The 19,770-nt window shown below is 59.3% G+C and carries 16 protein-coding genes and 1 pseudogene; 15 read left to right on the plus strand and 2 right to left on the minus strand.

The window, feature by feature from the left end:
• Nucleotides 1–273 precede the first annotated feature (273 nt).
• Nucleotides 274–552: a DUF3509 domain-containing protein gene (locus KGD89_RS05955; protein ID WP_025258895.1), complete on the plus strand. Its 279-nt coding sequence runs from the start codon at nt 274–276 to the stop codon at nt 550–552.
• A 186-nt stretch (nt 553–738) separates the two neighbouring features.
• Here the strand turns inward: KGD89_RS05955 and KGD89_RS05960 are convergent, their stop codons facing one another.
• Nucleotides 739–1,575: a TIGR02285 family protein gene (locus tag KGD89_RS05960; RefSeq protein WP_025258896.1), complete on the minus strand. Its 837-nt coding sequence runs from the start codon at nt 1,573–1,575 to the stop codon at nt 739–741.
• A gap of 296 nt (nt 1,576–1,871) precedes the next feature.
• Here KGD89_RS05960 and KGD89_RS05965 point away from each other — a divergent pair, with 296 nt between their 5' ends.
• From KGD89_RS05965 to KGD89_RS05975, 3 genes are all read left to right on the plus strand, one after another.
• Nucleotides 1,872–2,414, plus strand: a complete 543-nt coding sequence (locus tag KGD89_RS05965; RefSeq protein WP_025258897.1) for a YaeQ family protein — start codon at nt 1,872–1,874, stop codon at nt 2,412–2,414.
• A 60-nt stretch (nt 2,415–2,474) separates the two neighbouring features.
• Nucleotides 2,475–4,190 carry a single-stranded-DNA-specific exonuclease RecJ gene (gene recJ, locus KGD89_RS05970; protein WP_025258898.1) on the plus strand — a complete coding sequence of 572 codons (1,716 nt, stop codon included), beginning with the start codon at nt 2,475–2,477 and terminating at the stop codon, nt 4,188–4,190.
• 91 nt (nt 4,191–4,281) lie between these two features.
• Nucleotides 4,282–5,388, plus strand: a complete 1,107-nt coding sequence (locus tag KGD89_RS05975) for an NADH:flavin oxidoreductase/NADH oxidase (protein ID WP_025258899.1) — start codon at nt 4,282–4,284, stop codon at nt 5,386–5,388.
• Here KGD89_RS05975 and KGD89_RS05980 read toward each other — a convergent pair whose 3' ends face one another.
• A complete protein-coding gene (locus tag KGD89_RS05980) occupies nt 5,389–7,506 on the minus strand; it encodes a hybrid sensor histidine kinase/response regulator (RefSeq protein ID WP_025258900.1) in 2,118 nt (705 codons plus the stop codon). It abuts the gene before it with no gap.
• 284 nt (nt 7,507–7,790) lie between these two features.
• Here KGD89_RS05980 and KGD89_RS05985 point away from each other — a divergent pair, with 284 nt between their 5' ends.
• The 11 genes and pseudogenes from KGD89_RS05985 to KGD89_RS06035 all read left to right on the plus strand — a co-directional run bounded on the left by KGD89_RS05985 (nt 7,791) and on the right by KGD89_RS06035 (nt 19,768).
• Nucleotides 7,791–8,531, plus strand: coding sequence for a tellurite resistance TerB family protein (locus KGD89_RS05985; protein ID WP_025258901.1), 741 nt, complete (start codon nt 7,791–7,793; stop codon nt 8,529–8,531).
• A gap of 259 nt (nt 8,532–8,790) precedes the next feature.
• Nucleotides 8,791–10,413, plus strand: coding sequence for a methyl-accepting chemotaxis protein (locus tag KGD89_RS05990; RefSeq protein ID WP_025258902.1), 1,623 nt, complete (start codon nt 8,791–8,793; stop codon nt 10,411–10,413).
• Between the two features lie 9 nt (nt 10,414–10,422).
• Complete coding sequence (locus KGD89_RS05995; protein WP_025258903.1) at nt 10,423–10,959, plus strand: chemotaxis protein CheW; 537 nt, start codon at nt 10,423–10,425, stop codon at nt 10,957–10,959.
• Nucleotides 10,956–12,242, plus strand: a complete 1,287-nt coding sequence (locus KGD89_RS06000; RefSeq protein WP_025258904.1) for a CheR family methyltransferase — start codon at nt 10,956–10,958, stop codon at nt 12,240–12,242. Before KGD89_RS05995 ends, KGD89_RS06000 begins: the two co-directional genes overlap by 4 nt.
• A complete protein-coding gene (locus KGD89_RS06005; RefSeq protein WP_025258905.1) occupies nt 12,239–12,928 on the plus strand; it encodes a chemotaxis protein CheW in 690 nt (229 codons plus the stop codon). The genes KGD89_RS06000 and KGD89_RS06005 overlap by 4 nt, the downstream gene beginning before the upstream one ends.
• Nucleotides 12,925–14,572 (plus strand): annotated as a pseudogene (locus KGD89_RS25950) (chemotaxis protein CheA); the annotation flags it as partial. The gene KGD89_RS06005 and the pseudogene KGD89_RS25950, both read left to right, overlap by 4 nt.
• A complete protein-coding gene (locus KGD89_RS25955) occupies nt 14,546–15,553 on the plus strand; it encodes a response regulator (protein ID WP_025258907.1) in 1,008 nt (335 codons plus the stop codon). The pseudogene KGD89_RS25950 and the gene KGD89_RS25955, both read left to right, overlap by 27 nt.
• A gap of 112 nt (nt 15,554–15,665) precedes the next feature.
• Nucleotides 15,666–16,761 (plus strand): peptide chain release factor 2 gene (gene prfB, locus KGD89_RS06020; protein WP_117148217.1). Its coding sequence is split into 2 segments (ribosomal slippage): nt 15,666–15,737 and nt 15,739–16,761, totalling 1,095 coding nucleotides; the frame shifts between segments, so codons are not numbered across the junction.
• A gap of 93 nt (nt 16,762–16,854) precedes the next feature.
• On the plus strand, nt 16,855–18,357 hold the full coding sequence (gene lysS / locus KGD89_RS06025) for a lysine--tRNA ligase (protein ID WP_025258909.1): 1,503 nt from the start codon (nt 16,855–16,857) through the stop codon (nt 18,355–18,357).
• Between the two features lie 114 nt (nt 18,358–18,471).
• The gene (locus KGD89_RS06030) at nt 18,472–19,197 is read left to right on the plus strand and encodes a TetR/AcrR family transcriptional regulator (protein WP_025258910.1); all 726 of its coding nucleotides are present in this window, start codon (nt 18,472–18,474) and stop codon (nt 19,195–19,197) included.
• A 25-nt stretch (nt 19,198–19,222) separates the two neighbouring features.
• A complete protein-coding gene (locus KGD89_RS06035; protein ID WP_025258911.1) occupies nt 19,223–19,768 on the plus strand; it encodes a hypothetical protein in 546 nt (181 codons plus the stop codon).
• The last annotated feature ends 2 nt before the right edge of the window (nt 19,769–19,770 follow it).

Genomic DNA, 19,770 nt, shown 5'->3' on the forward strand with positions numbered 1-19,770 from the left:
CATCGGATGGCGGCCAGAGTCATTGCATACGATGTTGCTGTTCGAGTATCGCCTTGATCTACAGGCGTTCCGTAGGATTATTGACGTAAGTTATGGTGAATTTTCCTATAGTTGTTGAGCCGATCTGAACTCTGGTTTTTTCCCTGTCATATTCCACAGGCATGCTCGGTCATCTGAGCCATCCAATGAACCTCGCAGGCGAAAGAACTTTCCGCGCTTGCCGATGGTCAGTGATAAGCACCTTTGCATTCAAACTGTTGAGTGGTGATCCAGATGGAAAATATCAGCTTACTGCTAAGCGAAGCGCTGGCTCCTTACCAGGTCAGCCTCAGCCCGGAGGGTCTGGTAACACTGAGGGATGCGGCAGGTGCCATTGTGATCGAGCGTCGTTTCAGCGCCGATCAACTGGGCGATAAACGCCAGCTCACAGATGTCGTGGATGGTCTGCACCGGGATTTGATGGTTGCCGAAGGCCGTATCGAACCTTGCATGATCGCCGCGACGCGTCACGCCGAACTGAGCCGTGGGTTCACCGCGCCGGCTTTTGCCTGAACGAGCCAGGAACCTTCCTCCTTGCGAGCGTTCACATAAATTGTGGCAGGTTCGATCATTGTGCTCCGGTGATCGAAAACCTCCCAGGTGTTTGCCCCGGGCAGTTCTCCCCTCTGCCCGGGGTTTCTTTTGTGTGAAATATATCTGCGTATCGGTTTACTGCGCTGAATACATTTCGTACAGCACCTAATTCGTCTCGAAGAATGCCTTGGCATCCTTTATGTACTGCTCACGCAGTTCTGGATCCAGCCAGTTTGCATAGAAATTCAACAGGCTGGTTTCGCGCAGCGTGCGCATTTCCCGGTTGATGATTTCCATGGCTTGCCTGCCTTGCGGGGTGTCGGAGCAGCCAATGTGGGTGAATTGGTATTTGGGCGTGTCCTTGACCGGCAGGAAGGCCAGTTCTTCAGGTCTTATCCCCTGGACCATGGCCAGGGCGCGGGCTTCGGGCCAATAGCTGATCAGAGCCTGCAGACGTCCCAGTCGCTCCATTTGCAGCAGGCTGCCGACGGCATCGTTGCCATAGTGCTCGTTCAATTCCTGTCTTGGGGTATGGCTGAGAACTTCGTCGATCACGCTCCCGTAACTGCGCTCGGCAACGACACCCAGCTTGATGCTCTTGCTGTCCAGCAGCGCCCGCAGGTCGACATGTCCGTCGGCGATGAACGGCGAGAACAGGTGCATATCATCTTTGCGTACCACCAGTCCGTTGCTGAACACGATATAAGTCGGAATCGAAAACACGATGGTCCTGGCCCGTTCCTCGGTCCACAGCAAGGTGGGATCGCAGGTCAGCTTCGGGTCGTTGAGCATCTGTGTGCCCCGTGCCCGGTTGACCCGCATCAGCACATGTTCATACTCGGGCATGCGGGCTGTGAGGACCGGCATGAACAGATCGATAGCGCCCTGGCCCTGATAAGGGCCGGAAAACATCGTCACGGGGGGCATGTCCCGCAGCAGCCAGATCAATGTCTCTTTGGCCTGACTGATGGAGGGCAATCCGGATACCACCAGGATCAGCAGCAGCCTGGTCAGGCGCGATCCTGCAGATGGCGAGGCGAGAAAAGACATTCTCTGGTTTCATCCCGAAAAATAAAATTCAAGTGAACGGACCGTGATTGGATCGCTATCGTCACGCTTACGTCACAAGTGCTTTGAATCCTGACATCAATGCCAACAGGGTCGCTTTTGCCGCGGGCTTAAGTTGCATCAATGCACGTCATCAGGCCAGTGTATTTTGCGTGCCGGGGCAATGAGGTCGTTCCACGGGCCGGTATCGGTTAGACTTGCGCCTTTTCCCCGACTCTAGAAGCCCGTTCATGGCCCAGCCGTCCACGACCTACAAATTCGAACTGAACCTCACCGATCTTGATCGTGGGGTCTATGAAAGCGTCAAGCAGACAATCGCCCGTCATCCGTCCGAGACTGAAGAACGCATGACCGTGCGTCTGCTTGCCTATGCCTTCTGGTACAACGAGCAATTATCTTTCGGTCGTGGCCTGTCTGAAGTAGACGAACCGGCGCTCTGGGAAAAAAGTCTCGATGACCGCGTCCTGCACTGGATCGAGGTCGGCCAGCCTGACGCCGATCGCCTGACCTGGTGTTCGCGTCGTACCGAGCGCACCAGCCTGCTGGCCTATGGCAGCCTGCGTGTCTGGGAAGGCAAGGTGGTTCCGGCGGTCAAGAACCTGAAGAACGTCAACATCGCGGCAGTGCCGCAGGAAGTCCTTGAGCAACTGGCCAAGGACATGCCACGGGTCATCAAGTGGGATGTGATGATCAGCGAAGGCACTGTGTTCGTGACCGATGATCGCGGTCAGCACGAAGTGCAGTTGCAGTGGCTGGCAGGTGAGCGCGGCTGACAGCCCGGCCTTGAACGACACGCCCCGATTGTTGAATACACAGAGAATCAGCTGAACCGCATGCGCATCGAACCCCGTCTGTTGCCCGATACACTGCCTTTTCTTGGCGACCTGCCGCCCTTGCTCACCCGGCTGTACGCCGCACGGGGCGTGACGTCCGAGGCTGAACTGGACAAAGGGCTGGCGCGGTTGATCCCGTATCAGCAGCTCAAGGGGATCGATGCGGCGGTAGAGTTGCTGGTGACGGCGCTGCAGGAGCGCCAGCGTATTCTGATCGTTGGGGACTTCGATGCCGACGGTGCGACGGCCAGTACCGTCGGGGTGCTGGGGCTGCGCCTGTTTGGTGCTGCGCATGTGGATTATCTGGTTCCCAATCGCTTCGAGTACGGCTACGGCCTGACCCCGGAAATCGTCGAAGTGGCCTTGCAGCGCGATCCTCAATTGCTGGTCACTGTGGATAACGGCATTTCCAGCGTCGAAGGCGTGGCGGCGGCCAAGGCGGCAGGGCTGAGCGTGCTGGTGACCGACCACCACTTGCCGGGCCATGAACTGCCGCAAGCTGACGCCATCGTCAACCCGAACCAGCCCGGCTGTACGTTCCCGAGCAAGTCACTGGCAGGCGTCGGGGTGATCTTCTACGTGCTGATGGCCCTGCGCGCCCGTCTGCGGGCCATCGACTGGTTCAACAGCCAGCAACGTGCCGAGCCCAACCTGGGCGATCTGCTTGATCTTGTGGCTTTGGGCAGCGTGGCCGATGTGGTGCCGCTGGACGCCAATAACCGCATTCTGGTGCATCAGGGGCTGATGCGGATTCGCGCTGGTCGTGCCCGGCCCGGGTTGCGGGCCATCCTTGAAGTGGCGCGGCGCGAGCCTTCGCGCATCACCTCCACCGACCTGGGCTTCATCCTTGGCCCACGGCTGAATGCGGCGGGTCGTCTGGACGACATGAGCCTGGGGATCGAATGCCTGCTCTGCGATGACCCGGTCCTGGCGCGGGAAATGGCGGTGCAACTGGATGAGCTGAATCAGGATCGCAAATCCATCGAGCAAGGCATGCAGCGCGAGGCACTGGCCCAGCTCAAGGACTTGCCGGTGGAGTCCATGCCGTTCGGGTTATGCCTGTTCGAGCCCGATTGGCACCAGGGCGTCATCGGTATCCTCGCCTCGCGCCTGAAAGAGCGTTACCACCGCCCGACCATTGCCTTCGCCAGTGCTGGGGAGGGCGTGTTGAAAGGCTCGGCTCGCTCGGTACAAGGTTTTCACATCCGCGATGCCCTGGACGCCGTTGCCGCTCGTCACCCGCAACTGATCAGCAAGTTCGGTGGGCACGCCATGGCCGCAGGCCTGTCCCTGCCGGAAGAGAACTTTCCGATGTTTGCCGAAGCCTTCGACCTGGAGGTGCGGCGTCAACTCAGCGAAGAAGACCTTACCGGGCGGTTGCTCTCGGACGGTACGCTGGCAGTCCAGGAGTTTCATCTGGAGCTGGCGCGTGCGCTGCGCAATGCCGGGCCATGGGGTCAGCATTTCCCCGAGCCGCTGTTTCATGGCGTTTTCCAACTGGTCGAGCAGCGTGTGGTCGGTGAGCGGCACTTGAAAATGGTGCTCAGGACCGAGTGCGGCTCGGTAAAGCTGGATGGCATCGCTTTCGGCGTTGATCGCGACATCTGGCCCAATCCCAACATCCGTTGGGTCGAACTGGCTTACAAACTGGACCTCAACGAGTTTCGCGGCAATGAAACGGTGCAGTTGATGGTGACCCATATAGCGCCCCGCTAATCAGCCGGAACCCGGCCACCTTTCACGTTGTCGACTAGTCTCTGTAGACACAAAACAGTCCAGCGCCTGATTTTCAACCTGAGAGGTCGCCATGAGCCTGCTGCTTGAACCCTACACCCTTCGCCAGCTCAAACTGCCCAACCGCATCGCTGTTTCCCCCATGTGCCAGTATTCCAGTGTCGATGGCCTGGCCAACGACTGGCATCTGGTTCACCTGGGCAGTCGTGCCGTGGGCGGTGCGGGGCTGGTGTTCAGTGAAGCCGTTGCTGTGACCGAAGATGGCCGCATCACGGCCCAGGATCTTGGCCTGTGGAACGATGAGCAGATCGAGCCCCTGCAACGCATTACCCGTTTCATCGAGTCCCAGGGCTCGGTGGCAGGTATTCAACTGGCCCACGCCGGACGCAAGGCCAGCACCTGGCGTCCCTGGCTGGGCAAGCATGGCAGCGTGCCCGAGAGTGAAGGTGGGTGGAAACCCTGGGGGCCATCGGCCATTGCCTTCGATCCGCAACACACGGCCCCGGTGCAACTGAGCGAAAGCCAGATCCAGGGTCTGATCCAGTCTTTTGTCGACGCCGCCCGTCGCTCCCTGGTCGCGGGCTTCAAGGTGGTCGAGATTCACGCCGCCCACGGCTATCTGCTGCATCAGTTCCTGTCGCCATTGAGCAATCAGCGCACTGACCAGTACGGCGGTTCGTTTGAAAACCGTATTCGCCTGACGCTGCAAGTGACTGAAGCCGTGAGGGATGTCTGGCCCCAAGAGTTGCCGCTGTTTGTCCGCGTATCGGCCACCGACTGGGTGGAAGACGGCTGGAACCCTGACGAAACGGTGGAGCTGGCGCGTCGCCTGAAAGCTCTGGGTGTCGACCTGATCGACGTTTCATCGGGAGGCACTTCGGCCAATGCTGAAATTCCGGTCGGCCCCGGTTACCAGACGCGCTTTGCCGAGCGCGTGCGCAAGGAGTCGGAGATTGCCACCGGTACGGTGGGCCTGATTACCGAACCTGCACAGGCCGAACATATCCTGCGCACCGGACAGGCCGACATCATCCTGCTGGCGCGTGAATTGTTGCGCGACCCGTACTGGCCGTTGCATGCCGATGACGATCTGGGCGGACGCAAGGCGGTCTGGCCTGCGCAGTATCAGCGTGCGACCCACCGTGACCAGCCGATTCATGAGTCCGACCTACGGGACTGATCACTCAGGCACAGGGGCCCAGTCAGGTTCCTGTGCAGTTCCATCCAGCAGTTCAGTGATACGGTTGCTCAGTGTGGTGATTGCAAACGGCTTGGTCAGCACATGCATTCCCGGTTCAAGAGTGTCCTGCTCCAGGGCGGCGTTCTCGGCGTAACCGGTCACGAACAGCACTTTCAGATCCGGACGCACCGTTCTGGCCGCATCGGCCACCTGGCGGCCATTCATACCGCCGGGCAAGCCGACATCAGTGATCAGCAAATCAATGGTTACCCTGGATTGCAGAATCACCAGGGCCGCAGCTCCATGCTCGGCTTCCAGAACGTTGTAGCCCTGTTCTTCGAGTACTTCGCTCATCAGCGCACGCACGGCCGGTTCGTCGTCCACCACCAGGATGGTTTCGCCGCCTGCGCTCTGTATGAGTGGAATATCGAGGCTGCTGTCATGTTCGACCGGCTCGCTGTCGCCAATGAGCTGCGGCAGAAGAATGCAGATCTTCGAGCCTTTCCCGGGCCGGGAATCGATTCTGACGCCACCGCCGGATTGCCGGGCAAAACCATAGATCATCGACAGGCCAAGACCTGTGCCCATGCCGATGGGCTTGGTTGTAAAGAACGGATCGAATGCCCTGGCGACCACTTCTTCAGTCATCCCGGTACCGTTATCGCTGACACAGAGTGCCACGTAATGCCCTGCGACCATCTCGTACCTGGCTGCTGTCGCATCATCCAGATAGCGATTGGCAGTTTCGATCTTCAGCGTGCCGCCGTCCGGCATGGCATCCCTGGCATTGATGCACAGGTTGAGCAGCGAGTTTTCCAGTTGATGGGGGTCGACCATGGTCGACCACAGGTCGTGGGTGCGCAGGACTTGCATGTCGATGGCCGGCCCGACGGTGCGGTTGATCAGTTCTTCCATGCCCGCGACCAGTTGATCGACATGGGTGGCTTTCGGCGCCAGGGTCTGGCGGCGGGAGAAGGCCAGCAGCCGATGGGTGAGGGCTGCGGCACGTCTCGAACCTTCAAGGGCGCTGGAGATATAGCGGCCCAGGTCTGTGCGGCCCTGATTCACCCGTGACTGGAGCAGTTCGATATTACCGGTGATTCCCATCAACAGGTTATTGAAGTCATGGGCCAGGCCACCGGTAAGTTGCCCGACAGCCTCCATTTTCTGTGACTGGCGCAGGGCCTCTTCGGCAATGCGCAGGGCTTCGGAGTGCAGTTTTTCATGGGTAATGTGCTTGCCCAAGGCGAAAACCAGGCCGTCGCCCGGCGCAGAGGTCCAGCCGATCCAGCGATAACTGCCGTCCTTGTGCATGTAGCGGTTTTCAAACAATGGCAGCACGTTGTCGATGGCGTGCCGCAGGGCGTCCTGGGTTCTGGATATATCGTCAGGATGAACCAGATCCAGAATCGAGTTCCCGATCAACTCCCGAGGCTCTCGTCCCAGCACTGCGCACCACGCCGGGTTTACCCGCAGGAAATGCCCATTGAAGTCGACCATCGCCAGCAGATCCGGGGAAATATCCCAAAAGGTATTCAGCTCGGCAGTCCGTTGTTCCAGCTTGGCGGTCTGCTGCTTTTCCAGTTCGATCAGGTCGTCGATCAGTTGCTGTCGTTTCTGCTCGCTGGATTCCAGTGCCTGTTTGTCCAGGACATAGCGGGTGGTTTCCTTGGTGATGCAGAACATGCCGACGATCACGCCCTGCTCATCGATCAGCGGAGAAAAGGAAAACGACCACCAGGTCTGTTCGGTCTCGCCATAGCGAGCCATGGTCAGTGGCATGTCCTTGCATTGATAGCTCTTGCCGGCAAGAGCGTCTTGCACCATGGGCGCCACCTGATCCCATACATCGGCCCACAGTTTCGTGGCGTGCTCGCCGATGGCATTGCCCTTGCGCGGCCCAAGAATCGGCGTGTAGGTGTCGTTATGGAAAAAGATCAGCTCCGGTCCCCAGAGCAGATACATCGACTCCGGTGAGTTCAGAATCAGATTCAGCGCGGTTTTCAGTGAGGCAGGCCACTGTTCTACCGGCCCCAGAGACGTCTGGCTCCAGTCCTTGTTTCTTATCGTCCGGGCCGTTTCGCTCATGCCCGCTGGAAAACCAATGCTTGTCGTCACTTCAGGCAAGCTCCGGTAAAGCAGCACGGATGGGATGGCGTATTCATGAGGTGTCTGGAATCTATTATCGATGCACCCGGATGGGCACGTGATGTCTCTGAGGGAATTGACCTTTGAAACGTGTCAGGGTTGCACAAGTTGCGGTTTAACTTTTTCAGGTATGAAGTGATTGACCGGGACGCATCATCTGCAACATTCAGATGCACACCTTAAATCACCCTTGTGAGACTTCCCATTAACCTGCGTGTCAATGAATCATCTGACTAGACCTGTGGAGGTTTCTCATGAATACGCGTGGTTTGCTTGACCAGTTGCTCAAGTCTGGACAAAACATGTTGCAAGACAAGGTAAGCGGCAAATCCGGCAAGCGTTCATCCGGCAGCGACGCGCTGGTAAACGGCCTGGGTAGCCTGCTTTCGGGTTCGAAATCCGGCGGCAAGAGCGGTGGGCTGGGGAGTTTGCTGTCCGGTGCGGGCGGCGGTGCGCTGGCGGCCGGGGCCATGAGCCTGCTCAAGGGCAAACGCTCCGGGATGGGCGGCAAAGTGTTGACCTATGGCGGTCTGGCTGCGTTGGGCGTGCTGGCCTACAAGGCTTACAACAACTGGCAGGCCAGTCAGGGCGTGACTGCCCAGCGTGAGCCCCAGACCATTGATCGCTTGCCCGAGTCTCAGGCCGAAGAACACAGCCAGGCCATCCTGCGGGCTCTGGTGGCGGCAGCCAAGGCTGACGGCCATGTCGACGAGCGTGAGCGCGAACTGATCGAAGGCGAGTTCAGCAAGCTGAGCAACGACCACGAATTGCGACACTGGCTGCACGCCGAACTGCACAAGCCGCTTGATCCTTCGGAAGTGGCACGTGCGGCGAAAACCCCGGAAATGGCGGCCGAGATGTATATCGCCAGCGTGATTCTGGTGGACCAGGAGCACTTCATGGAAAGGGCCTACCTTGACGAACTGGCACGTCAGTTGAAGCTGGCTCCGGGTCTCAAGTCCGAGCTGGAAGAGCAGGTGCGTCAGGCCCAATAAATGGCTGAACAGAGGCGAGGGCTATGTCACTGTCGATAGCCCTCCGGATGACAACGCTTACTTGATACCCGTAATAAACGCACATCTCCCGTCCGCCAGGTTTTCTGAACTAACCCGCCAATATCGCCACTTTCAATTTCCTTTCCTTGCAACACGCTAATACACAAAAGCCTGGGCTATACTCAGGCCGCTTGGACCGTCTGTCGGTCCGCTTCTTGAACACGGCCAGATGCCGTTGTTGAACTCTTGAGGACTGACTGTGAAGAACTGGACTCTGCGCCAAAGGATTTTGGCGAGTTTTGCCGTCATCATCGCGATCATGCTGTTGATGGTGGTTGTGTCTTACTCGCGCTTGTTGTCGATTGAGTCCAGCGAGGAACAGGTCCGCCTCGATGCGCTTCCAGGCGTCTATTACAGCACTCTGGTGCGCAGCTCCTGGGGCGAAAGTTACATTCGCACCCTGGAGCTGATCGGCGAAGGCCGGGCGCGACCACTGACCAAGCAGGAGCAGGATCAGTTCGAAGGGTTCGACGATTATCTCCAGACCCAGATAGATGGTTACAAGAAGTCCATTTTCGACGAGGCTGAAAGAGCCAACTTTGCCTTGTTCGAGAAACGGCGCGAAAGCTATAGCCGCTTACTCAAGGAAGTCCATGCTTCCTATGGCGCGGGCGATTATGCCAAGGCGCGTGCCGAATTCTATGAACAGGTGAATCCGGTCTGGAGTGAGGGCCGCAAACAGCTCAACGATATCATCGTCGCCAACAAACTACTGGCCGACAAGGCGACCGAGAGCATTGTGACTGCCGTTTTGGGCGCCAAGATCAGCATGGTCTTTTCCCTGTTGATCGCGCTCATGGCCGCTGGTACTTGCGGTCTGCTGCTGATGCGCTCTATCACTGCACCCATGCAGCTCATCGTGAAAATCCTCGACGTCATGCGTACCGGCGATCTGAGTTCGCGCCTGAATCTGGCACGCAAGGATGAGTTCAACGCCGTGGAAACCGGCTTCAACGACATGATGACCGAGTTGACCGCACTGGTTGCCCAGGCTCAGCGTTCCTCGGTCCAGGTCACCACCTCCGTCACCGAAATTGCGGCCACTTCGCGTCAGCAGCAGGCCACCGCCACTGAAACTGCCGCCACGACCACTGAAATCGGTGCGACCTCACGTGAAATCGCTGCCACTTCCCGTGATCTGGTCCGCACCATGACTGAAGTGACCTCGGCTGCCGATCAGGCTTCGGTCCTGGCCGGTTCCGGTCAGCAAGGGCTGGCGCGGATGGAAGACACCATGCATCAGGTGATGGGCGCGGCCAATCTGGTCAACTCCAAGCTGGCGATCCTCAACGAGAAGGCCGGTAATATCAATCAGGTGGTGGTGACTATCGTCAAGGTCGCGGACCAGACCAACCTGTTGTCGCTCAATGCCGCCATCGAGGCCGAAAAAGCCGGTGAATACGGGCGCGGTTTTGCGGTGGTTGCCACGGAAGTGCGCCGTCTGGCCGACCAGACCGCCGTTGCCACTTATGACATCGAGCAGATGGTGCGCGAAATCCAGTCAGCGGTGTCCGCTGGCGTGATGGGTATGGACAAATTCTCCGAAGAAGTGCGACGTGGCATGTTCGAGGTCACCCAGGTGGGCGAGCAGCTTTCGCAGATCATTCATCAGGTCCAGGCTCTGGCACCGCGGGTGCTGATGGTCAACGAGGGGATGCAGGCCCAGGCCACGGGCGCCGAGCAGATCAATCAGGCATTGGTCCAGTTGGCCGATGCCAGCAGCCAGACTGTCGACTCATTGCGTCAAGCCAGTTTCGCCATCGACGAGTTGAGTCAGGTCGCGGTAGGGCTGCGCAGTGGCGTCTCGCGATTCAAAGTCTGAGTCCGGGCCATGATGGATCTCTCACCCAAACGTCAGGGCCCTGTGCCTGTCGCGAACAAGCTGTTTCTATTGTTCCGTATCGGCGAGGAGCGTTACGCGCTGGAGGCCATCGAGATCTCCGAAATCCTGCCGCGTGTGAAACTCAAGGCCATCGCTCACGTGCCCCATTGGGTGGCGGGCATCTTCTCCCACCGTGGCGAAATCGTGCCGGTCATCGACATCAGCGCCTTGAGTTCCGGGCAGGCGGCAGCTGCACGCACCAGTACCCGCATGGTGCTGGTGCATTATCGTCATGATGCGGCGCACCCGGCACAGTTGCTCGGGCTTATTCTGGAGCAGGCGACCGAGACCTTGCGTTGTCCGGCTTCGGAATTCAAGGAGTACGGCCTGGAAAACCGCCTGGCGCCTTATCTGGGGCCGGTTCGGGAGTGCGAGCAGGGGCTGTTGCAATGGATTCACGTTCAGGAGCTGTTGACCGAACCCGTGCGTGAGCTGCTGTATCCCATTCCTCCGCTTGATCTGGAGCTTCTTGAGGATGCGCCATGAGTGATGACTCGCGCTTTTTCAGTTTTCTCAAGGATCGCATTGGCCTGGATGTCACCTCCGTGGGCGAGGCCATCATTGTGCGTGCGTTGCGCCAGCGCTCTCAGAACACCACTTCAGCAGACGATGAAGCCTATTGGCAGTTACTGCTGAGTTCGCCTGACGAGCAGCAGGCCCTGATCGAAGCGGTGATCGTTCCGGAAACCTGGTTTTTCCGTTACCCCGAGTCCTTCCTGACCCTGGGCAAGCTGTCATCTGAACGCCTGATGACGCTCAAGAATTCAAGGCCACTGCGTATTCTCAGTTTGCCGTGTTCGACTGGTGAAGAGCCCTATTCCATTGCCATGGCGCTGTTCGATGCCAACATCGGTGCGCAGTACTTCAAGATCGACGCCATCGATATCAGCCCTCTGTCGATTCAAAAGGCTGTTCGTGGCATTTATGGCAAGAACTCGTTCCGGGGCTCTGATCTGGGCTTTCGCGACCGGCATTTCAAGCCGGTGGGGGATGGCTACCAGGTTGAAGACAGGGTGCGGGCACGGGTCAACTTCCAGGCCGGCAATCTGCTGGACCCGGCTCTGGCAACTCAGGAACCCTACGATTTTGTGTTCTGCCGCAATCTGGTGATCTATTTCGATCAGGCCACGCAACGCCACGTATTCAAGGTACTCAAGCGCCTGACCCGTGAAGACGGGGTGTTATTCATCGGTCCGGCCGAGGGTAATCTGCTGAGTCGGGTCGGCATGCGCTCTGCCGGTATCGCGCAATCGTTCGCCTTCAGGCATGCGCCCGGCCAGGACGCCAGTGCGCCTGTACTGGCCGAGCCTGTACCGATTGCCCGCAGCGTTGCGCCACCGGTTCGCGAGCCTGCCCGGCCCGCGCCACGGCCTTTCGCGCCTGCGCCTGCATCGGTCAGTGCGCCTGTTCCTTCCCGGCCCGCGTCCGCTGCCACAGGCGGCGATGATAGCGCGACCCAACTGGCGACCATCGCCAGTCTGGCCAACGAGGGCAAAAGCGTGGAAGCGCGTGCGGCTTGTGAACGTTATCTGCAGCGGCACGAGCCGGTGGCGCAGGTGTTCTACTGGCTGGGGCTGCTCAGCGAAGTGGAGGGTAATGTGGCGCAGGCTCAGGGTTTCTATCGCAAGGCGCTGTACTTGCAGCCGCAGCATCCTGAATCCCTGGCGCAACTGGCTGCCTTGCTGGCCTCGCAAGGGGACAGTGCCGGTGCCCGTCGCCTCCAGGATCGCGCTACCCGTGGCGCCAATAAACAAGGAAGCAATCGATGACGGGGCTGTCCACTCTTGCGAGTCTGACTCACGACGACGCCCAGGACATTGATGATTGCTGGAACCGCATCGGCATTCACGGTGACCGTTCCTGCCCGGTATTGCCGGAGCACATCCATTGCCGCAACTGTGCGGTGTACTCCGCTGCAGCCACTCGCCTGCTCGATCGCTATTCCCTGCTTCAGGAGCATCGCGACCCGTTTCAGGGCAGTCAGTTGCAGCGTGATGTCCAGACCCGCTCGATCCTGGTCTTCCGCCTGGGTGATGAGTGGCTCGGGCTGGCGACCCGCAGCCTGTCGGAGGTCGCGCCCGATCAGGCCATCCATTCGTTGCCCCATCAGCGTTCCCGTGCGCTGCTCGGTGTGGCCAATGTGCGTGGTGCCCTGGTGGCATGCATTTCTCTGGTCGAACTGCTGGGGCTCGACAGCGGATCGGTGCTGGCCACCAGTGGGCGTGTGGTGCCGCGCATGTTGATCATCGCCGCACAAGGCGGGCCGGTGGTGGTGCCGGTGGATGAAGTCGATGGTATTCACGCCATGGAAGAGCGCCATCTGAATGCGGCGTCGGCCTCCGGCACGCATGCCAATGCACGATTTACTCGTGGTGTCCTGCAATGGAAGGGTCGCAGTCTGCGTTTGCTCGATGAAGATGAGTTGTTGGCGGCGATCAACCGGAGCCTGACATGACCCCCGATCAAATGCGCGACGCCTCACTGTTCGAGCTGTTCACCCTGGAAGCCGAAGCCCAGACCCAGGTGCTGAGTGCCGGCCTGCTGGAACTGGAACGCAATCCGACCCTGGCCGACCAACTGGAAGCCTGCATGCGCGCCGCCCACTCCCTCAAGGGCGCGGCGCGGATTGTCGGGGTCAATTACGGCGTCAGCGTGGCCCATGTCATGGAGGATTGTCTGGTCAGCGCTCAGGAAGGGCGATTGCTGCTCCAGGCCGAACACATCGACGCCTTGCTCTTGGGCACCGACCTGTTGATGCGCATTGCCACGCCGACTGACAGCAGCATCGGGCAGAGCGATATCGACAGCTATGTCGAGCGCGTGAATTCATTGCTGACTTCGGGAGTCGGAGCCGCGCGATCGGTCAGTGTTCCATTGCCTGACTCATTGCCAGAGCCGTTACCCGACCTGCTGACAGCCAGCGATATACCGCTGGTCGAGCCGCTGTTGGTGCCAGCGCCGGGCAGCAATCAGGCCTCCCTCGATGCGCTGGCTGCCGCTTTGCGTCTTGAGCCGCCGACGCCCCCCGAGCCTCTGGTGGCCGAACCGGAACCTGCGCCTGCCGCGACACGCGAGCGCCGGGTGTCCGATGGTGGCGAACGAGTCTTGCGGGTGACCGCCGAACGTCTCAATGGCTTGCTGGATCTGTCGAGCAAGGCGCTGGTGGAAACCCAGCGCATGAAACCCTTGCAGGCCGGCATGCAGCGCCTCAAGCGTCTGCAGGTCAGCAGCGACAGGGCCCTGGAAGTGCTTGGGGCATGTTTTGGCGATGCGGGTCTGGAACCTGACGCACAGAAAGCTCTGGATGATGCCCGCGATTTTCTGTCCCAGGCATCAACAGATGCTTATCCAGCAGGCTGCCGAACTGGATGAGTTCGGCTGGCAGTCGGGGCAGCGAGCGCAGTTGCTGTATGACACCGCACTGGCCTGCCGTATGCGCCCGTTTGCCGACGTGCTCACTGGTCAGGCGCGCATGGTTCGCGATCTGGGGCGTGAGCTTGGCAAGCAGGTTCGTCTGAAAATCGAGGGTGACAAGACTCAGGTCGACCGCGATGTGCTTGAAAAGCTGGAAGCGCCTCTGACCCATCTGCTGCGTAATGCCGTGGACCACGGCATCGAATCTCCCGAGCGACGCAAGGAGCTGGGCAAGGACCCGGAAGGGCAGATTCTTCTGCGCGCCTCTCATGAGGCTGGCCTGCTGGTGGTGCAGCTCAGCGACGATGGCAATGGCGTGGATCTCGAACGTCTGCGCAGCAACATCATCGAGCGCAAACTGTCGCCTGCCGAAACCGCTGCGCAGTTGAGCGAAGAGGAGCTTCTGAGTTTTCTGTTCCTGCCGGGTTTCAGCATGCGGGACAAGGTCACGCAAATCTCCGGTCGCGGCGTAGGCCTGGACGCCGTGCAGCATATGGTTCGTCAGATGCATGGCAGTGTCGAATTGCAGCAGTGGGCCGGTGAAGGCAGTTGCTTCCGCATCGAAATGCCGCTGACGCTTTCGGTCGTGCGCAGTCTGGTGGTGGAGGTGGGGGGCGAAGCCTATGCTTTCCCGCCGCCGGTGATCAGGAGACGCATCATGCATGACGTGCAGCCCGACGAATTGAAGACTGCCGATGAAAACTCGGCGATGGTGCTGCTGGTGGACGATCAGGCGATGATCGGTGAAGCCGTGCGTCGTGGTCTGGCCAATGAAGAGTCCATCGACTTCCACTTCTGCGCCGACCCCCATCAGGCCATTGCCCAGGCTATGCAGATCAAACCGACGGTCATCCTGCAGGATCTGGTCATGCCGGGTCTGGACGGGCTGACACTGGTGCGCGAATACCGCAACAACCCCATGACCCGGGACATTCCGATCATCGTGCTTTCCACCAAGGAAGACCCGCTGATCAAGAGTGCGGCGTTTGCGGCGGGGGCCAATGACTATCTGGTCAAGCTGCCCGACACCATCGAACTGGTGGCGCGCATCCGTTACCACTCCCGCTCCTACATGACCCTGTTGCAGCGCGATGAAGCCTACCGCGCCTTGCGGGTCAGCCAGCAGCAACTGCTCGACACCAATCTGGTGCTGCAACGCCTGATGAACTCCGATGGCTTGACCGGCCTGTCCAATCGCCGTCATTTCGATGAATACCTGGAGCTGGAATGGCGCCGGGCGACCCGTGAGCAGAGTCAGTTGTCGCTGATGATGATCGATGTGGACTACTTCAAGGCCTACAACGACAACTTCGGTCACCTCGAAGGCGACGAAGCCTTGCGTCAGGTGGCCAAGGCGATTCGCGCCAGTTGCAGCCGTCCGTCCGATTTGCCGGCCCGTTATGGCGGCGAAGAGTTCGCCATGGTCCTGCCCAATACCACCCCCGGTGGCGTCCGGTTGCTGGCTGAAAAACTGCGCCAGAGCGTGGCGGGCATGAACATCCCGCACATGGCACCGGCGCCGGGCTCGACGCTGACCGTGAGCATCGGCGTGGCGACCGTGATTCCGCAGAACGGCCTCAACAGCCGACAACTGATCCTCGATGCCGACAAGGGCCTGTATCTGGCCAAGCACAGTGGTCGTAATCAGGTAGCGGTAGGCGGCTGATCTTCCTGTAAGCAGTCCGATGCCATAACTCCTGTACAACGGGCTGCTTTCATTACTCTCCCTGGGGTATACTCGTCGGCTTTGAAAATTTCGCCTGCGAGTGCTGCCCACCATGGAAATCAACCCGATCCTAAACAGCATCAAGGACCTGTCCGAGCGCTCCGAAACCATTCGGGGGTATCTTTGACTACGATCACAAGCATGATCGTCTGACCGAAGTAAACCGCGAGCTCGAAGATCCCGCTGTCTGGAACAACCCCGAGTACGCACAGAACCTGGGCCGCGAGCGCGCTTCGCTGGCGCAGATCGTCGAAACGCTGGATGACATGACCTCGGGTCTGGCCGACGCCAAGGACCTGTTGCTGATGTCCGCCGAGGAAGAAGACCAGGCTGCCGTCGACGATGTGGCCGCTGAAGTCGAGCGCCTGCGCGAACTGCTGGAAAAGCTGGAATTCCGTCGCATGTTCAGCGGCGACATGGACCCGAACAACGCCTACCTGGACATCCAGGCCGGTTCCGGTGGCACCGAAGCCCAGGACTGGGCCAACATCCTGCTGCGCATGTACCTGCGCTGGGCTGACAAGCGTGGCTTCGATGCAACCATCATGGAGCTGTCCGCCGGTGAAGTCGCCGGTATCAAGGGCGCGACCGTGCATATCAAGGGTGAATACGCCTTTGGCTGGCTGCGTACCGAAATCGGCGTTCATCGTCTGGTGCGCAAGAGCCCGTTCGACTCCGGCAACCGTCGCCACACCTCGTTCTCGGCTGTCTTCGTCTCGCCGGAAATCGATGACAACATCGAAATTGACATCAACCCGGCAGACCTGCGGATCGACACCTACCGCTCCTCCGGTGCCGGTGGTCAGCACGTAAACACCACTGACTCGGCGGTACGTATCACCCACGTTCCGACCAACACCGTGGTCAGTTGCCAGAACGAACGTTCCCAGCATGCGAACAAGGACACCGCCATGAAAATGCTGCGGGCCCGTTTGTATGAGCAGGAAGTGCAGAAGCGCAACGCTGCGTCCCAGGCGCTTGAAGACACCAAGTCCGACATCGGCTGGGGTCATCAGATTCGCTCCTACGTTCTGGATGCCTCGCGCATCAAGGACCTGCGGACCAACATCGAGCGTAGCGACTGTGACAAGGTGCTCGACGGCGACCTCGACGAGTACCTGATCGCAAGCCTCAAGCAAGGCCTGTAATAACGCGCAGCCACCTCGATCCGTGAGCGTGGCTTGCCCGCGATCCCCTGCCGAGGGCGGGGGACAACGAACCTGTGATGGAAAATCTAAGACATGAGCGACCAACAACTCGACCCGCAAGCCCTGCAACAGGAAGAAAACACCCTGATCGCCCTGCGCAAGGAAAAGCTTGCTGCCGAGCGCGCCAAGGGTCAGGCCTTCCCCAACGACTTCCGCCGCGACAGCTACTGCAACGATCTGCAGAAAAAGTATGCTGACAAGACCAAGGAAGAGCTGGCCGATGCAGCGATTCCGGTCAAGGTTGCCGGTCGCATCATGCTTAACCGTGGCTCGTTCATGGTGATCCAGGACATGACCGGTCGCATCCAGGTCTACGTCAACCGCAAGACCCTGCCGGAAGAAACCCTGGCTGCGGTCAAGACCTGGGACCTGGGTGATATCATCGCCACCGAAGGTACGCTGGCCCGTTCCGGCAAGGGCGACCTGTACGTCGAAATGACCAGCGTGCGCCTGCTGACCAAGTCCCTGCGTCCGCTGCCGGACAAGCACCATGGCCTGACCGACACCGAGCAGCGCTATCGTCAGCGTTACGTTGACCTGATCGTCAACGAAGAAGTACGCGATACCTTCCGTGTCCGCTCGCAAGTCATTGCCCACATCCGCAGCTTCCTGATGAAGCGCGACTTCCTTGAAGTCGAAACGCCGATGCTGCAGACCATTCCCGGTGGTGCTGCTGCCAAACCGTTCGAGACGCACCACAATGCCCTCGATATGGAAATGTTCCTGCGCATCGCGCCTGAGCTGTACCTCAAGCGCCTGGTGGTCGGCGGCTTCGAGAAAGTGTTCGAGATCAACCGCAACTTCCGTAACGAAGGCGTTTCTACTCGTCACAACCCTGAATTCACCATGTTGGAGTTCTACCAGGCTTACGCCGACTACGAAGACAACATGGACCTGACCGAAGAACTGTTCCGCGAACTGGCGCAACTGGTTCTGGGCACCACTGACGTGCCTTATGGCGACAAGGTGTTCCACTTCGGCGAGCCGTTCGTTCGTCTGTCCGTGTTCGACTCGATCCTCAAGTACAACCCAGAGCTGACCGCTGATGACCTGAACGACATCGACAAAGCCCGCGCCATCGCCAAGAAAGCCGGCGCCAAGGTGCTGGGCTTCGAAGGTCTGGGCAAACTTCAGGTGATGATTTTTGAAGAACTGGTCGAGCACAAGCTGGAGCAGCCGCACTTCATTACCCAGTACCCGTTTGAAGTCTCGCCGCTGGCACGCCGCAACAATGACAACCCTAGCGTCACCGACCGTTTCGAGCTGTTCATCGGTGGCCGTGAAATCGCCAACGCCTACTCCGAGCTGAACGACGCTGAAGACCAGGCCGAGCGCTTCCAGGCCCAGGTGGCCGACAAGGATGCCGGTGACGACGAAGCCATGCATTACGACGCCGACTTCGTACGTGCGCTGGAATACGGCATGCCGCCAACGGCCGGTGAAGGTATCGGCATCGACCGCCTGGTGATGCTGCTCACCAACTCCCCGTCGATCCGCGACGTGATCCTGTTCCCGCACATGCGGCCACAAGCGTAATCAGCTACAAGACAAGCCGCCCGACAGGGCGGCTTTTTTATATCCATGTTTCGCGAATGAATCCCCGTAGCGAATTCATTCGCGAAGAGACCAATCAGAAAGGAATCCCCCGTCGTGACAATCGCTCAAGAAGGCGCCGCCGACGTTGCCAGCGCCGTGGCCAGGAGTGTCAGGTATCAGGGCCGCAAGGCCAGTCGGGAGGGGAGTGAGCAGCGTCGGCAGAAGATTCTCGATGCGGCCATGCGCATCGTGGTCCGCGATGGTGTGCGGGCGGTGCGGCACCGGGCCGTTGCTACTGAAGCGCAGGTGCCGCTGTCGGCCACCACCTATTACTTCAAGGACATCGATGACCTGCTGACCGATGCCTTCGCTCAGTATGTCGAACGCAGCGCAGCCTATCAGGCCAAATTGTGGCAGAACACCGAAGTCGTGCTGCGGGAAATGCTGACCCGCGGTACCGCCAATCCGGCTGACCGTTTGCGTCTGGCCGATGATATTGCGCGCATGACCATGGAATACATCCGTCACCAGTTGCAGACTCGCCGTGAGTATCTGATTGCCGAGCACGCCTTTCACCATGAGGCATTGATCAATCCTCGGCTGGCGCCGCTGGTGGTTGCCCATCAGGAGATCCTGCTGCAAGGCACCTATCAGTTTCTGCAGGTTATCGGCTCATCGCAGCCTGTTCAGGATGCTCAGGTGTTGACGGGGATTATCCGCCGGATGGAATATCAGGGTCTGCTTCATGGCCCGCACTATCAGGCGGACGAAGAAATACTCGGTATTCTCACTCGCCAGACGCGTCTGGTCCTTGGGATCGACTCATCGGTCTGCCCATGAGATACCCCTTTTTCAGGAGAGCACCATGAAAGCCTGGCGCGCATTGATTGCGCTGTCGTTCCTGCTCTTGAGCGGTTGTCTGGTGACTTTCGAGGACACCCTTCCCGCAGGCAGCGCCGCCCCGGCCCATTTGCTTGGGCCCTGGACCAGCAAGAATGCCTGGGGCGAGCCCCTCGAACTCGAGCTTTCCCGGATCAGCGGCAACCTTTACAAGGCAGTCAGCTATCGTAAAGGTGATCGCAAGCATCGCGATGAGTACCGCTTCACGGTGACCGAGCATGGCAGCCGCTGGTATCTGTCGGCGCAACTGCCTGAAAAATATGGCTCTCACTATGTAATGGCCGGATTCGAGGTGACCGATGCCCATGAACTGGTTGTCTATAACCTGGATCTGGATCGATTCAGGCAATGGGTGGATCAGCAGAACCTCACTGGCCAGCCAGTGGAGAGTGGGATCGGGCAGGGCATTCTGATCACCAGTCCTCTGGACCAGGTGTTCGATTATCTGGACGATCCGGCCAATTCCGATGTTTTCCTGGAGGTCGCACGCTATCAGCGTGTACCCAAGTAGTA

This window comes from Pseudomonas cichorii, from assembly GCF_018343775.1.
GTDB classification, from domain to species: Bacteria; Pseudomonadota; Gammaproteobacteria; order Pseudomonadales; family Pseudomonadaceae; genus Aquipseudomonas; species Aquipseudomonas cichorii.

What these genes read in the sequence shown, in the direction of transcription:
- KGD89_RS05955 (WP_025258895.1), top strand. Translation starts at nt 274, where the DNA reads ATGGAAAATATCAGCTTACTGCTAAGCGAAGCGCTGGCTCCTTACCAG.
- KGD89_RS05965 (WP_025258897.1), top strand. Translation starts at nt 1,872, where the DNA reads ATGGCCCAGCCGTCCACGACCTACAAATTCGAACTGAACCTCACCGAT.
- recJ (WP_025258898.1), top strand. Translation starts at nt 2,475, where the DNA reads ATGCGCATCGAACCCCGTCTGTTGCCCGATACACTGCCTTTTCTTGGC.
- KGD89_RS05975 (WP_025258899.1), top strand. Translation starts at nt 4,282, where the DNA reads ATGAGCCTGCTGCTTGAACCCTACACCCTTCGCCAGCTCAAACTGCCC.
- KGD89_RS05985 (WP_025258901.1), top strand. Translation starts at nt 7,791, where the DNA reads ATGAATACGCGTGGTTTGCTTGACCAGTTGCTCAAGTCTGGACAAAAC.
- KGD89_RS05995 (WP_025258903.1), top strand. Translation starts at nt 10,423, where the DNA reads ATGATGGATCTCTCACCCAAACGTCAGGGCCCTGTGCCTGTCGCGAAC.
- KGD89_RS06000 (WP_025258904.1), top strand. Translation starts at nt 10,956, where the DNA reads ATGAGTGATGACTCGCGCTTTTTCAGTTTTCTCAAGGATCGCATTGGC.
- KGD89_RS06005 (WP_025258905.1), top strand. Translation starts at nt 12,239, where the DNA reads ATGACGGGGCTGTCCACTCTTGCGAGTCTGACTCACGACGACGCCCAG.
- KGD89_RS25955 (WP_025258907.1), top strand. Translation starts at nt 14,546, where the DNA reads ATGCATGACGTGCAGCCCGACGAATTGAAGACTGCCGATGAAAACTCG.
- lysS (WP_025258909.1), top strand. Translation starts at nt 16,855, where the DNA reads ATGAGCGACCAACAACTCGACCCGCAAGCCCTGCAACAGGAAGAAAAC.
- KGD89_RS06035 (WP_025258911.1), top strand. Translation starts at nt 19,223, where the DNA reads ATGAAAGCCTGGCGCGCATTGATTGCGCTGTCGTTCCTGCTCTTGAGC.